The organism is Shinella sedimenti, assembly GCF_022601905.1.
GTDB classification, from domain to species: domain Bacteria; phylum Pseudomonadota; class Alphaproteobacteria; order Rhizobiales; family Rhizobiaceae; genus Shinella; species Shinella sedimenti.
The window spans coordinates 180,372-193,516 of record NZ_JAKVIN010000008.1 but is presented as its reverse complement, the minus strand read 5'-3'; the positions used below and the strand labels follow the sequence as shown (position 1 = coordinate 193,516).

Sequence of the window (13,145 nt, the reverse complement as noted above, 5' to 3'; positions counted from 1 at the left end):
ACCCGGAGAATGAGAGATGACGATGGCCGCCACCAGCCATGACACGCCCGTCGAAACGGCGGAGCGTCCCACCCGCAAACAACCCGACCGCACTTTCTGGCTGCTCGCCCCGGGCGCGCTGTGGATGTTGCTCTTCCTGGTCGCGCCCATCCTGATGATGGTCTACGTTTCCTTCTGGACCCAGACCACCTTCAAGATCGAGCCGACGCTGACGCTGAAGAGCTGGATCACCTTCTTCACGTCCGATACCTATCTCGGGGCGCTGTGGACCACGGTGCGCATCTGGCTCATCGTGCTCGTTTCCACGTTGCTCGTCGGCTATCCGGCCGCACTCTTCGTCGGGCTGTTCGTCAAGAACAAGACGCTGTCGACCGCGCTGCTCGTTCTCTGCATCATTCCCTTCTGGACCTCCTTCCTCATCCGCGTGCTGGCCTGGCGGCCGATGCTCGGCAAGGAGGGCGCGATCAACATGATCCTCATGAAGATCGGCGTGATCACCCAGCCGATCGAGGTGCTGCTGTTCTCCGAACTCTCCGTCATCATTGGCATGACGCAGATCTACTGCGTCTTCATGGTCGGTCCCATCGCCTTCATGCTGGGCCGCATCGATCCCTCGGTCATCGAGGCCGCGCAGGATCTCGGCGCCGGCTTCTGGCGCATCTTCCGCACCATCATCCTGCCGCTCTCCATGCCGGGCGTGGTGGTGGGCGCCATCTTCGTCTCCGTCATGGTGCTCGGTGAGTTTGCGACATCCGCCGCGCTTTCCGGCCGCAAGGTCAACCTGCTCGGCAACATCATCGTCACCCAGGTCGGGTCGCTGAAATGGGCCTTCGCCGCCGTCGCCGGCGTGGTGCTGACGATCCTGATGGGCGCCGTCGTCGCCGCCCTGCTGCGGGTCGTCGATCTCAGGAAGGAACTCTGATCATGAACGCTTCCGGCATCAAGTTCGGCCTCGGCGTCTATACCGCGCTGTTCATCGTCTTCCTGTACGGCCCGCTCGTGGTTCTTGCCATCCTGTCCTTCCAGACCGGACCGGAGGGCGGGCCGCAGTTCCCGATCATCGAATGGTCGACCTATTGGTACAAGCACCTCTTCGGCCTGACCCCGCCTTCGCGCATCGCGCCGCTGCCCATCGATCAGGCGCTGTTCCGTTCGCTGGCGCTGGCCGTCATGACCATGATCGTCTCCACCGTGCTCGGCGTCACCGCCGCCCAGGCGTTCCGCAAGAAGTTCCGCGGCTCGGGTGTGATCTTCTACCTTATCGTGCTCGGCATGATGGTTCCGGGCGTACTCGTCGGCCTCGGCATGGCGCTGGTCGCCAACACGCTCGGCATCGACCGCCACTGGTGGGGCACGGCCTTCGTGCTTCACGTCGTCTACACGTTCCCCTTTGCCTTCCTCGTCATGCTCGCAATCTTCAACCGCTTCGATCCGAGCGTGGAGGAGGCTGCGTGGTCGCTCGGCGTTCCCCCGGCCCGAACCTTCCGCAAGATCACCTTTCCGCTGATCTTCCCGGGCGTGCTTTCGGCCATGCTGTTCGCCTTCACGCTGTCCTATGACGAGTTCTCGCGCACCCTGTTCGCCTCAGGCCGCGACCTGACGCTACCGCTCGCCATCTACGGCACGTTCTCCGTGGAAGTGCATCCGAACGTCTTCGCCTTCGGTGTTCTCACCACGCTGTTCTCCTTCGCGCTGCTCGGCACCTATGCCGTGCTGATGGGCCTGTCCGTGCGCCGCGCCAAGCGCATGGCCATCCAGGAGGAGGCGTGATGGCGGGTTCTGCTCTCGTTACCGGCGCGGGTTCCGGCATCGGCCGCGCCATCGCCCTGAAACTCGCCGCGGAAGGTTATGCGGTGACGGTCAACGACCTCTCGTGCGAACGCGCCGAGTCGGTCGCCGTCGAAATCCGCGGCTCCGGCCGCAAGGCCGTTGGCGTCGCAGGCGACGTGTCCAGCGAAGCGGATGCCGCCGCTATCCATCACGCCGCGGTCGCCGCGCATGGCGCTGTCGCGCTGCTGGTCAACAATGCCGGCATCGCGCATCAGGCGCTGTTCGAAAACCTCGATGTGGCCGATTTCGATCGCATGTTCGCCGTCCATGTGCGCGGCACGTTCCTGATGACCAAGGCCGCGCTGCCCGCAATGCTGGCGGCCGGTGAAGGCGTCATCGTCAACGTCGCCTCGCAGCTCGGCCAGATCGGCGGCGTCGAGCTGGTGCACTATTCCGGCGCCAAGGCAGCGATCATCGGCATGACCAAGGCGCTTGCCCGCGAGGTTTCCGCCCGCGGGGTGCGCGTGAATGCCGTCGCGCCCGGGCCGATCAACACGCCGCTCGTCATGCAGCTTTCACAGGAATGGCGCGATGCCAAGCGCGCCGGCCTGCCGCTCGGCCGCTTCGGCGAGCCGGAAGAGGTGGCCCAGACCGTCGCCTTCCTCGCATCCCCCGCCGCCAGCCTTTTCGTCGGACAGACGCTAGGACCGAATTCCGGCGACGTGATGCTTTGATACCGGAGAAAACAATGCCTGCAGAAAACAAACGCATCGTCATCGTCACCGGCGCCGGTATCGGCATCGGCGCAGCCACCGCGAAAGCCTTCGGCGCGCTCGGCGATCACGTCGTCGTCACCGATATCCTCGAAAAGGAAGGCCGCGAGACCGTCGAGACGATTGTCGCCGCCGGCGGATCGGCGGAATTCCACAGCTACGATGTCAGATCCACCGCCGCGACGGATGCGCTGGTGTCCGATATCGAGTCGCGGCATGGCCGCATCGATGTGATCGTCGCCAATGCCGGCATTGCGCATCGCACGCCGCTTGCCGATCTCACCGATGAAAAGTGGGACCTGACCTTCGATATCGATCTGAAGGGCATCTTCCGGCTCGTCCGCGCAGCCGCGCCCGGCATGCGGGCCCGCCGCTCCGGTGCGGTCATCGCGCTCTCCTCCATCATGGGTGTCGCCTATGGCTGGGATGAGCATGTGCACTATTCCGCCGCCAAATCGGGCGTCGTCGGCCTCGTGCGCGGTCTGGCGGTTGAAATGGCGCGCGACGGTGTGCGCGTGAACGGCATTGCGCCGGGTTACATCCGCACCGCGCAGCTTCTCTCCGAGGAGAATTCGCTTGGGCCGGCGGGTGCTGAAAAGGCGGCCGAGTTCATTCCGATGGGACGGCTCGGCACGGGCGAAGACATCGCCGATGTCGCCGCATTCCTCGCCTCCGACAATGCGAGATACATGACCGGCCAGGTGCTGGTCGTGGATGGTGGCCTGCTGGTGGGCCGGTACTAGCCGCCTCGAAAGGGCGGGGAACAGGGGCCGCAAAACGGCTCCGGGGAACGACAAACAAACTGGAGAAGAGATATGTTCAAGTCGGAAATAAATCGCCGCTCGCTCCTCAAGCGCTCGGCCGGGGTAATGGCGCTGGCAATGGGCGGCGGCACGCCGTTCCTGTCCTCGCGCATGGCCTTTGCACAGGCCGCCGACCTCGCCGGCCAGCAGCTGCGCACAATCGGCCTGTCGGTCACGGTGCAGGAGCGCATCCTCGAGGAGTTCAAGAAGGAATCGGGCGTCGGCGGCACCTCGGGTACGGCCGCGACCTTCCCGGACGCCCAGACAAAGATCCTTTCGGGTTCGAAGGATTATGACTGCTGGGAGATCATCGCCGAGCGCCTGCCGTCCATCGTCATGACCGACAATGTCGAGACGATCCCGGCTGCATCGCTGAAAAACTGGGCCAATATCCGCGACACCTTCACCACGGCCAGCGACAAGTGGGACCGTTCCGCGCAGATCGTCGGCCAGATTTGGGCTGACGAGGCGCAGACCGTGCTCAACATGGTCCCGGCTGTCTATAACTACGACTCCATCGGCTACAATCCGGATGTGGTTTCCGAGGAAGAGGCCAATACCTGGGCCTGCATTTTCGATCCGAAGTGGAAGGGCAAATCGGGCCTGAACACCGATCCGCTGATTGCATTCGGTCAGGCGATCATGGCCATGAACTCGCTCGGCCTGTCCGACGTGAAGAACCCCGGCAATCCGACCACGGCGGAAATCGACGAGGCGGCTGCTTTCCTTATCTCCAAGAAAAAGGAAGGCCAGTTCCGCGCGCTCTGGGGTGATTTCGGTGAGCTCGTCAACCTCATGGCATCTGGCGAAATGGTCGTCTCCGACGCCTGGCAGCCGGCCGTCATGGCCGTCAAGGCGCAGGGCAAGCCGGCCAAGTATGCCGTTCCGAAGGAAGGCTATCGTGGCTGGGCCATCGGTCCGTCGATGATCGCGGGCACCACCAACCGGGACGCCGTCATCGCCTATGCCGACTACTGGCTGTCGGGCGAGCCGGGCATTACGGTTTCCGAGCAGGGCTACTATTCGCCGTCCACCAACATCAAGGATGTCATGGCGCCGGAGAAATATGCCTTCTGGTACGAGGGCAAGCCCTGGGTCGGCGCGGAAGAGCGCGGCATCAAAGAAGGCGACCTGCGCGACGGCGGCTCGCTGGAGGAGCGCTCCAAGAACGTCGCCTACTGGCACCAGTGGCCGGAAGAGTACGACCATCTCATCCAGAAGTGGGACGAATTCCTCAACGCCTGATCCCAAGACGAGTGGACCGGGGCGCGCGTGGCCCCGGTCCACGGACCGACAATTCGCGAGATTTCCCTTATGATTTTCGACCTGGAACTCAAATCCGTCGGCAAGGTCTATGACAACGGAACGCCCGCCGTCATCGATTTCAACCTGTCCGTCACCAAAGGCGAGTTCATTGCCTTTCTCGGCCCTTCGGGCTGCGGCAAGACGACGACATTGCGCATGATCGCGGGCTTCGAAGGCATATCTTCCGGCGACATGCTGATCCGCGGCGAGCGCATGAACGATGTGCCGCCGCAGCGCCGCCCCACGTCGATGATCTTCCAGAACTATGCGCTCTTCCCGCACATGACCGTGCGCCAGAATGTCGGTTACGGGCTTGATGTGAAGGGCATGGCCAGGAGCGAGCGTGACACCAAGGTGGATCGCATCCTCGCGACGCTCGGCCTCGAGGACATTGCAAGCCGCAAGCCCGACAAGCTGTCCGGCGGCCAAAGGCAGCGCATCGCGCTGGCGCGCGGCCTCGTCGTCGAGCCTGATATCCTGCTCCTGGACGAACCGCTCGGCGCGCTCGACGCGAACCTGCGCAAGGCCATCCAGAACGAGCTGAAGCTTTTGCAGAAGAGCCTCGGCGTCACCTTCATCTTCGTTACCCATGCGCAGTCGGAGGCGCTGGCGCTGTCGGACCGCATCGTGGTGATGAACCAGGGTCGGGTCGAGCAGGTGAGCCCGCCCCACCAGCTCTACACCCGGCCGAACACGCCCTTCGTCGCGCAGTTCATCGGCCGCAACACCGTCCTTTCGGGCGAAGTTGCCGGCAACGAGGGGGAGGACGTCGTGGTCACGACCGGCATCGGCAGGCTGTCCGGCCGCGCCAATGGCGCCGTTGGACACAAGGGCCGCGTCAACCTCGTCGTGCCGGCGGAAGCGATCGAGGTCCAAGTGGCGGGCGAGGGGACGGCTCCGGGCGCCAAGAATCGTGTCGACGCCCGGATCGAGCGGTCGGAGGTCGTCGGCCATATCGCGCACCTGACGGCGCGGCTTGACGATGGACGATCCGTTTCGCTGGAAGCCCATGTCGACAAGTACCGCCCGGGTACCTTCCCGGCAGGCACGCCCGTCTTTCTGAGCTGGAACCCCGCCGAAGCGACGGTCATTCCAGCCAGTTGAGCATCCGAAAACACGTAGGGAACCAAGGAGATACCCAATGGCGAAAGAGATTTTTTGTAGTTTCGGCATCGACGTCGATGCCGTGGCCGGATGGCTCGGCTCCTATGGCGGCGAGGATTCGCCGGACGATATTTCGCGCGGCCTTTTCGCCGGCGAGGTCGGCAGCCCGCGGCTTCTGAAGCTGTTCGAACGCTTCGGCATCAAGACGACCTGGTTCATCCCGGGCCACTCCATCGAAACCTTCCCCGAGCAGATGCAGGCCGTCGCCGATGCCGGCCACGAGATCGGCATCCATGGCTATACCCATGAAAACCCAATCGCGATGACCCGCGAGCAGGAGACCGAAGTGCTCGATAAATGTATCGAGCTCGTCACCAAGCTGTCCGGCAAGCGTCCGACCGGCTATGTGGCGCCGTGGTGGGAGTTCTCCAACGTCACCAACGAGCTGCTGCTCGAGCGCGGCATCAAGTACGATCACTCGCTGATGCACAACGACTTCACACCCTATTATGTGCGTGTCGGCGACAGCTGGACGAAGATCGACTATTCCAAGAAGCCGTCCGACTGGATGGTGCCCTTGAAGCGCGGTCACGAAACCGACCTCATCGAAATCCCGGCCTCCTGGTATCTCGATGACCTGCCGCCGATGATGTTCATCAAGAAATCACCCAACAGCCACGGCTTCGTGAATCCGCACGATATCGAGCAGATGTGGCGCGACCAGTTCGACTGGGTGTATCGCGAGATGGATTATGCGGTCTTCCCGATCACCATCCACCCGGACGTCGCCGGCCGCCCGCAGGTGCTGATGATGCTGGAACGCCTTTATGCCCATATGATCAAGCATCCGGGCGTGAAGTTCGTGACCATGAACGAGATCGCGGACGATTTCGCCAAGCGCTTCCCGCGCAAGAAGTAAACATCGAGGGAGCGGGTTTGCCCGCTCCCTTGCCCGGCAGGGAAAGGAACGGCGTCATGTGTTCGCTGTGCGGCGTCATCGGCGGAAACGAACATTGGACGGATGCGGTCGCCCGGCCCGGCGTCTACACGCGCAATGTCGAACGGCTCGACCGTCGCCGCGAGCGTGCGCGGCGCGTCTCGGCGGCAAACAGCGTGCTGTCGGTCTTCGGCATGAGCCTTTCCGACTGGCAGGGCTCCGCCTTCGTGCTGGCAACGCGCACCGGCAAGAGCGAGATGATCGAGGATCTCGGTCACCTCTGGCCGGCAGCGGAACGGCTCTCCGGGCGGTTATGCGATCCGCTCGACCCGCAGTTGATCGCGCGCATGGAAGAGACCGACCATGGCTGAGATGCCCGCATTCACGCCCGTCCACCTGCTTACCGGTTTTCTCGGCTCCGGCAAGACAACGCTGCTCAAGCGGCTGCTGGCCGATCCTGCGCTTGCCGATACCGCCGTGCTGATCAACGAATTCGGCGAGATCGGCCTCGACCACCATCTTGTCGAGCGCATCGACGATACGATGGTGCTGCTGCAATCAGGCTGCGTGTGCTGCACGGTGCGCGGCGAGCTTGCAGATGCACTGCGCGAGCTCCATTCCAAGCGCGACCGCGGCCTGGTGCCACCTTTCACGCGTGTGATCATCGAAAGCACCGGCCTGGCGGACCCTTTTCCGGTGCTTTCCACGCTGAAATCCGATCCCGTTCTGCGCCACCATTTCCGCGCGGGCACCGTCGTGACGACGGTGGATGCGGTTAACGGCCTGGCGCAGCTCGATACTTACGTGGAATCCACCCGGCAGGCGGCCATTGCGGACCGGATTGTCATCACAAAGGCCGATCTGTGCAAGGGTGACGCCGGCCTGACCCGGCTCCTCTCGCGACTGACGGAGTTCAACCCGGATGCCCGGTGCATCATTGCCGGCAGTAACAGTCCGGATGCCGATGCGCTTTTTGGCGACGATGCCGCCCAGCGCGCGACGAAGCTGCAGTCGCCGAGCGGTTTCTATTGCGATACGCCGACGCTGCGGGTGACGGCCGAGGGCGTGGCGCTGCACACGGCCATCTCCTCCTTCGTCATCACCGTCGAACGGCCGATCGACTGGACCGGCTTCGGCATCTGGCTCACCATGCTGCTTAACCGCCACGGCGAGCGTGTTCTGCGGGTGAAGGGCATTCTTGACCTCGCCGGGGAAGACCGCCCGGTTGCCGTGCACGGCGTGCAGCATCTCGTGCACCCGCCGGTGCATCTCGATGCGTGGCCTTCTGGGGAGCGTATCTCGCGCCTCGTCTTTATTGTTGACGGTCTCGATGCGAACCTGTTGAAACGGTCGTTCAACGCCTTCGCGCTTGCCGGGAACAGCGATGCCCGTCCACAGCCAGAGGCCGCAGCGCAGATCCGGAACGCCTAGAGCCCTTCATGAACAAGCATTCCCCGAAAGCGGTTCCAGCAGCCCCGGCCGTCCACACCGCAGGGCGCCCGAAGCTGCGCGTGCTGGGAACCGCCATCTCCCTTCTCGAGGAATTGCGCGTGAAGGCGGAGGCCGATCTCGGCATCGACATCTGCTTCGACAACAACGATTTCATCGTGACCCAGCACAAGGCCGCGCAGGAGCCGGACAGTTACGACATCTACGATCAGTGCTTCCACAATCTTGATATCGTCTGGTACTGGCGGGCCATCCAGCCTATCGAGACCGCGCGCATCACGCTCTGGGGCGAGATCAACGATCTGACGAAGACGGGGCAGATCGGCCCGAGCGCCCGCATGGGCCTGGGTGATGTGCCGGCGCGCAAGCTATATGTGCAACCAAGCCTCGCGCTCGGCGATGCGCCGACCGGACGCATTTCCATGCTGCCGACGACCCACAATTTCGACAGTTTCGCCTATCGCAGCGATGCGGTCGAGCACCGGCCGGCCATGGCGAGCTGGGCGGCTCTTCTGGACGAGCGCTGGAGCGGCCGCGCGGCGCTGGTCGACGAGCCGGCCATCGGCATCTTCGATGCGGCGCTCGCAGCCCAGGCCGCTGGCCTCATGACCTTCGGCGATATCGGCAACATGACAATCGCGGAGATCGATCAGCTGGTGGATATCCTGGAGGCGCGCCGCAAGGCGGGCTTCTTCCGCAGCTTCTGGCGCACTGCGGAGGATGCGGCCCGGCTGATGATCGACGGTGACACCGATATCCAGAGCATGTGGTCGACGGGCATCGGCATTCTCAACAGCCAGGGCCTGCCCGTCGAGCAGGCCGCGCCGGCGGAGGGATACCGAGCCTGGCATGGCGGTCTGTGCCTGTCGCGGCATCTGTCAGGCCGCACGCTGGATGTCGCCTACGAGTATCTCAACTGGTGGATTTCCGGCTGGCCGGGCGCGGTGGTGGCGCGCCAGGGCTATTATATCTCGACGCCGGAGCGGTCACGCGGCTACATGACGTCAGCGGAATGGGACTACTGGTACGAAGGGCTTCCCGCGCGCGAAGACCTTCCCGGCCCGGATGGAACCATCCGCATCAGGCGCGGCGCCTTGCGCAGCGGCGGTTCCTACTGGCAGCGTGCCAACAGCATTGCCGTCTGGAACACCACGATGGATGAACACAACTACCTCGTCCGACGCTGGATGCAGCTGGTCGGCCGCGCAGACAAGGATATTTGAGCATGACGCCCCGTTCGATCGCCCAGCTTTCCGTGCTTCTCCAGTCGGGTGCGCTCGACCCGGTCGATCTCGTCGAGGAAACGCTGGCCGCCATTGCCGAACACGCGGACCAGACCATCTTTACCACCGTGCTGGCGCAGCGCGCGCGGTCGGAGGCGTCGGCCTCCCGCAAGCGGCTGGCGGAAGGCCGGTCGCGCGGCGTCCTCGAAGGCATCCCTCTCGCCTGGAAGGATCTCTTCGATATCGAGGGCCTGCCGACCACCGCCGGTTCCCGCGTCCTGAAGGACAGCGCGCCTGCTAGGCAGGACGCGGTCGTGGTGCGCGCACTCGCCGGTGCCGGCATGGTGAGCGTCGGTCGGGTCAACATGAGCGAGTTCGCCTTTTCCGGCCTCGGCATCAATCCGACTTTCGGTACGCCGCGCAATCCGGCCTCGCCGCAGGGCGAGCACCGTATCCCGGGCGGTTCCTCGTCCGGCTCGGGCGTTGCGGTGGCGGCCGGCCTCGTACCCGTCTCCATCGGCACGGATACGGGTGGGTCCGTGCGCATTCCCGCCGCCTTCAACGGCGTTGTCGGCTACAAGGCGACACGCGGCCGCTATTCGATGGACGGGGTCTTCCCGTTGGCAAAGAGCCTGGATTCGCTGGGGCCACTCTGCCATACCGTACAGGATGCGGTCTGGATCGATGCGGCGATGCGCGGTGCCCCGGCTGCCGGCCTTACGAGGCGCGTCGAAGCTTCCGACCTCTCCTTCGTCATCCCCGAGACCGTGGTTTTCGACGGGGCGGAACCCGAAGTCGTTGCCGCCTTCGAGGCCGCTGTCGAACGGCTGGCGAGGGCAGGAGCCAGCATCCGTCGCGAAGCCTTCCCGGAATTCTCCGCGATCTTCGATCTGATGGCCAGACACGGCGCGCTGGTGACGGCCGAAGCCTTCGTGCTCCATCGCGAGCGCATCACAGGCGCGGCGGCAGCTGAAATGGACCCGCGCGTCGTCAAGCGCACGCTGCTGGGCGAGAAAATCTCTCTTTCCGACTATATTGCTACGCTTGAAGCGCGCGAAAGGCTGATGGCTTCCTTCACGGCTCGCCTCGGCCCTGGCGAATTCCTTATCAGCCCGACGCTTCCGCATGTCGCGCCGACCGTTCAGCCCCTGCTCGACGATGAAGACCTTTTCTTCGCCACGAATGCCAAGACATTGCGCAACACGCTGATCGGCAATTTCCTCGACTTCTGCGGCGTTTCCCTGCCTTGTGGTACGGGCGCCGCCGGCATGCCGGTTGGTCTTCTGGTATCCGGGCCGAAGGACAGCGATGACGCTCTTCTGGCCGTGGCGGGCGCGGTGGAAGGCCTGCTCGGCTGAGAATAAATCCGTCGTTTCGGGTAAAGCCTGTTGATTCAGCAGGTTCGCGCAATCGGTTGTAAAAATCCACGATCGGGCCTTTCCCTTACGCGAGGGATGTGCCCTTTTGACCTTTCCAAACACACTTCGAGCCTTACATTGTGCAATGGACGGCCATCGCGCCGTCAAGGGCTTGAATGCCGACCCGTTGCGACGGTCCGGCTGTGATGTGAGGCGCATCTGGGTGTTGTTTGCGTTTTGCCAAAGGAGGATTTGATGCACGCAAACGATATTGACCTCGACAGTTGCGCGCGCGAACCCATCCATGTTCCCGGATCCGTCCAGCCGCATGGCGCGTTGCTGGTGCTCGATCCCACTGATTTCCGCATCTTGCAGGTGTCCGCGAACGTTGCCGATATAGCCGGTGCCGACGCGCGCACCATTGCCACGGTGCTTTCCCCTCAGCTTGCGGCTTGGAAAGCGTCGGGCGCCGCGCCGGCGCGTCTCGTCGCGGAAGGTTACGCGCTCGATGTCGCCGTCCATCGTCATGACGGCCGCGTCATCGTGGAGCTGGAGCGGGCCGCATCGGAAACGATAGACGACCCGCTTGCGCGATTGACGGCCTTTGCGCAACAGATGGCCGGCAACATCGAACTGGAGGATGCGCTTTCGGCCGCTGCCCGCCTGATCGTCCGGCTCTCGAATTTCGACCGCGCGCTCGTCTACCGGTTCGATCCAGACTGGAACGGCCACGTCGTGGCGGAAGCGGGGAATGGTGCGCTTCCGTCCTATCTCGATCTTCGGTTCCCGGCCGGCGACATTCCCGCCCAGGCGCGTGACCTCTATCGGCTCAATCCCCTCCGCCTCATCCCGAATGCCGACTACCGGCCCGTGCCGTTGCATGCCCTGGACGAGGAGGGCCTAGCACCGGTCGACATGACGTTTACCCAGATCCGCAGCGTGTCGCCCGTCCATCTCGAATACATGCGCAACATGGGCACGCTGTCGTCCATGTCCATATCGATCCTGATTGATGGCCGGCTGTGGGGCCTTGTGGCCTGTCACAGCAGCAAGCCGCATATCGTTCCGGTCCGGGTGCGTGACGCCTGCAACTTCATCGTCCAAAGCCTCGCCATGCAGATCGGTGCTTCCTCGCGCGCGCAAACGGCAGCCATCGGCGTGGAGCTCGGGCGTCTGCATGCGAAGCTCCTCGCGTCAATGGCCGATGCCGATCGCTGGGATGAAGGCCTGGCGAATGCACCCGATACCCTGCTTGCCCTGACGCGCGCATCCGGCGCAGCGATCCTCTCGCAGAACGGTTTCTCGCGGGTGGGGGATGTGCCGGATGAAGATGACGTGCGCCGGCTGACGCAATGGCTGTCCGAAAACGGCTTCGCGGCCGATATCTATGCGACGGACTGCCTTGCCGCGGCCGGTTTCGACGACAGCAGCGTGGCGGAGACAGCCTGTGGCATTATCGCCTGTCGCATCTCCGAAAGCGATGACAACTGGCTAGTCTGGTTCCGCCCGGAAGTCATCAGGACGGTCACCTGGGGCGGGGATCCGCACAAGGTGGTGCAGGAGAGCGGCAGGATCCATCCGCGGAAATCCTTCGAGGCATGGCGTGAAAGCGTGCGCGAAAGAAGTGCGCCCTGGCATGAGGCGGAAATCGGTGCGGCACATGATCTTCGGGCCTCCATTGTCGAGATCGTGCTGAAAAAGGCCGAGCAACTGGCGCGCCTTGCCGCCGATCTGCAGAAATCCAACAAGGAGCTGGAGGCGTTCTCCTATTCGATCTCCCATGATCTTCGCGCGCCTTTCCGTCATATCGTTGGCTTCTCACAGCTCTTGACCGAGCGCGAAAAAAATCTCGACGAACGCTCGCGCCATTATCTCCAGATGATATCGGACTCGGCGTTGGCCGCCGGGGAACTGGTCGACGACCTCCTGACGTTCTCCCATCTCGGACGGGCGACACTGGCGAGCGGCAAGGTCGATATGAACAAGCTTGTCGAGGAGGTGCGGCTCGGCCTTGCCGAAGAGACCAGGGACCGCACCATCGAATGGCGGATCGGTGATCTGCCGATGGCGCGGGGCGACGGCGCTCTGCTGCGTCAGGTATGGCACAACATGATCGAAAATGCCGTGAAATACACACGTCCCCGCGAAGTCGCGCGGATCGATATCTCGGGCGAGCATGTCGAAGGCGGCCTGCTTTACCGCGTGCGGGACAATGGCGTCGGTTTCGACATGGCCTATCAGGCAAAGCTCTTCGGTGTATTTCAGCGCCTTCAGCGCAGCGAGGATTTCGAGGGAACCGGTATAGGGCTTGCGCTTATCAAACGCATCGTGGAAAGGCATGGCGGCAGCGTGGATGCCACTGGCGCGGTTGATGGCGGTGCCTGCTTCACTTTTTTCCTACCCGTTCTAACTGAGGAATGATC

12 protein-coding genes are annotated in these 13,145 nt (G+C 63.5%); all 12 read left to right on the top strand.

What is annotated here, in order from left to right; all coding sequences use genetic code 11:
* The first annotated feature begins 16 nt into the window (after window positions 1-16).
* The 12 genes from MKI86_RS18975 to MKI86_RS18920 all read left to right on the top strand — a co-directional run bounded on the left by MKI86_RS18975 (window position 17) and on the right by MKI86_RS18920 (window position 13,143).
* On the top strand, window positions 17-922 hold the full coding sequence (locus tag MKI86_RS18975; RefSeq protein ID WP_241604196.1) for an ABC transporter permease: 906 nt from the start codon (window positions 17-19) through the stop codon (window positions 920-922).
* A gap of 2 nt (window positions 923-924) precedes the next feature.
* On the top strand, window positions 925-1,770 hold the full coding sequence (locus tag MKI86_RS18970) for an ABC transporter permease (RefSeq protein WP_241604193.1): 846 nt from the start codon (window positions 925-927) through the stop codon (window positions 1,768-1,770).
* Window positions 1,770-2,504 carry an SDR family NAD(P)-dependent oxidoreductase gene (locus tag MKI86_RS18965; protein ID WP_241604191.1) on the top strand — a complete coding sequence of 245 codons (735 nt, stop codon included), beginning with the start codon at window positions 1,770-1,772 and terminating at the stop codon, window positions 2,502-2,504. Before MKI86_RS18970 ends, MKI86_RS18965 begins: the two co-directional genes overlap by 1 nt.
* Before the next feature lie 14 nt (window positions 2,505-2,518).
* Window positions 2,519-3,286, top strand: a complete 768-nt coding sequence (locus MKI86_RS18960) for an SDR family NAD(P)-dependent oxidoreductase (RefSeq protein WP_241604189.1) — start codon at window positions 2,519-2,521, stop codon at window positions 3,284-3,286.
* Between the two features lie 72 nt (window positions 3,287-3,358).
* Window positions 3,359-4,591, top strand: a complete 1,233-nt coding sequence (locus MKI86_RS18955; protein WP_241604187.1) for an ABC transporter substrate-binding protein — start codon at window positions 3,359-3,361, stop codon at window positions 4,589-4,591.
* A gap of 69 nt (window positions 4,592-4,660) precedes the next feature.
* Window positions 4,661-5,755, top strand: coding sequence for an ABC transporter ATP-binding protein (locus MKI86_RS18950; RefSeq protein ID WP_241604185.1), 1,095 nt, complete (start codon window positions 4,661-4,663; stop codon window positions 5,753-5,755).
* A gap of 37 nt (window positions 5,756-5,792) precedes the next feature.
* A complete protein-coding gene (locus MKI86_RS18945) occupies window positions 5,793-6,674 on the top strand; it encodes a polysaccharide deacetylase family protein (RefSeq protein ID WP_241604183.1) in 882 nt (293 codons plus the stop codon).
* A gap of 56 nt (window positions 6,675-6,730) precedes the next feature.
* Entirely contained in the window at window positions 6,731-7,063 is a 333-nt protein-coding gene (locus MKI86_RS18940; RefSeq protein ID WP_241604181.1) for a hypothetical protein, read from the top strand.
* The gene (locus MKI86_RS18935) at window positions 7,056-8,123 is read left to right on the top strand and encodes a CobW family GTP-binding protein (protein ID WP_241604174.1); all 1,068 of its coding nucleotides are present in this window, start codon (window positions 7,056-7,058) and stop codon (window positions 8,121-8,123) included. The genes MKI86_RS18940 and MKI86_RS18935 overlap by 8 nt, the downstream gene beginning before the upstream one ends.
* An 8-nt stretch (window positions 8,124-8,131) precedes the next feature.
* Entirely contained in the window at window positions 8,132-9,364 is a 1,233-nt protein-coding gene (locus MKI86_RS18930; RefSeq protein ID WP_241604171.1) for an ABC transporter substrate-binding protein, read from the top strand.
* Entirely contained in the window at window positions 9,361-10,722 is a 1,362-nt protein-coding gene (locus tag MKI86_RS18925; protein WP_241604168.1) for an amidase, read from the top strand. The genes MKI86_RS18930 and MKI86_RS18925 overlap by 4 nt, the downstream gene beginning before the upstream one ends.
* Before the next feature lie 255 nt (window positions 10,723-10,977).
* Entirely contained in the window at window positions 10,978-13,143 is a 2,166-nt protein-coding gene (locus MKI86_RS18920) for an ATP-binding protein (protein WP_241604165.1), read from the top strand.
* Window positions 13,144-13,145 lie beyond the last annotated feature (2 nt).

Coding starts and splice junctions, on each gene's coding strand:
- MKI86_RS18975 (WP_241604196.1), top strand. CDS start 17: ATGACGATGGCCGCCACCAGCCATGACACGCCCGTCGAAACGGCGGAG.
- MKI86_RS18970 (WP_241604193.1), top strand. CDS start 925: ATGAACGCTTCCGGCATCAAGTTCGGCCTCGGCGTCTATACCGCGCTG.
- MKI86_RS18965 (WP_241604191.1), top strand. CDS start 1,770: ATGGCGGGTTCTGCTCTCGTTACCGGCGCGGGTTCCGGCATCGGCCGC.
- MKI86_RS18960 (WP_241604189.1), top strand. CDS start 2,519: ATGCCTGCAGAAAACAAACGCATCGTCATCGTCACCGGCGCCGGTATC.
- MKI86_RS18955 (WP_241604187.1), top strand. CDS start 3,359: ATGTTCAAGTCGGAAATAAATCGCCGCTCGCTCCTCAAGCGCTCGGCC.
- MKI86_RS18950 (WP_241604185.1), top strand. CDS start 4,661: ATGATTTTCGACCTGGAACTCAAATCCGTCGGCAAGGTCTATGACAAC.
- MKI86_RS18945 (WP_241604183.1), top strand. CDS start 5,793: ATGGCGAAAGAGATTTTTTGTAGTTTCGGCATCGACGTCGATGCCGTG.
- MKI86_RS18940 (WP_241604181.1), top strand. CDS start 6,731: ATGTGTTCGCTGTGCGGCGTCATCGGCGGAAACGAACATTGGACGGAT.
- MKI86_RS18935 (WP_241604174.1), top strand. CDS start 7,056: ATGGCTGAGATGCCCGCATTCACGCCCGTCCACCTGCTTACCGGTTTT.
- MKI86_RS18930 (WP_241604171.1), top strand. CDS start 8,132: ATGAACAAGCATTCCCCGAAAGCGGTTCCAGCAGCCCCGGCCGTCCAC.
- MKI86_RS18920 (WP_241604165.1), top strand. CDS start 10,978: ATGCACGCAAACGATATTGACCTCGACAGTTGCGCGCGCGAACCCATC.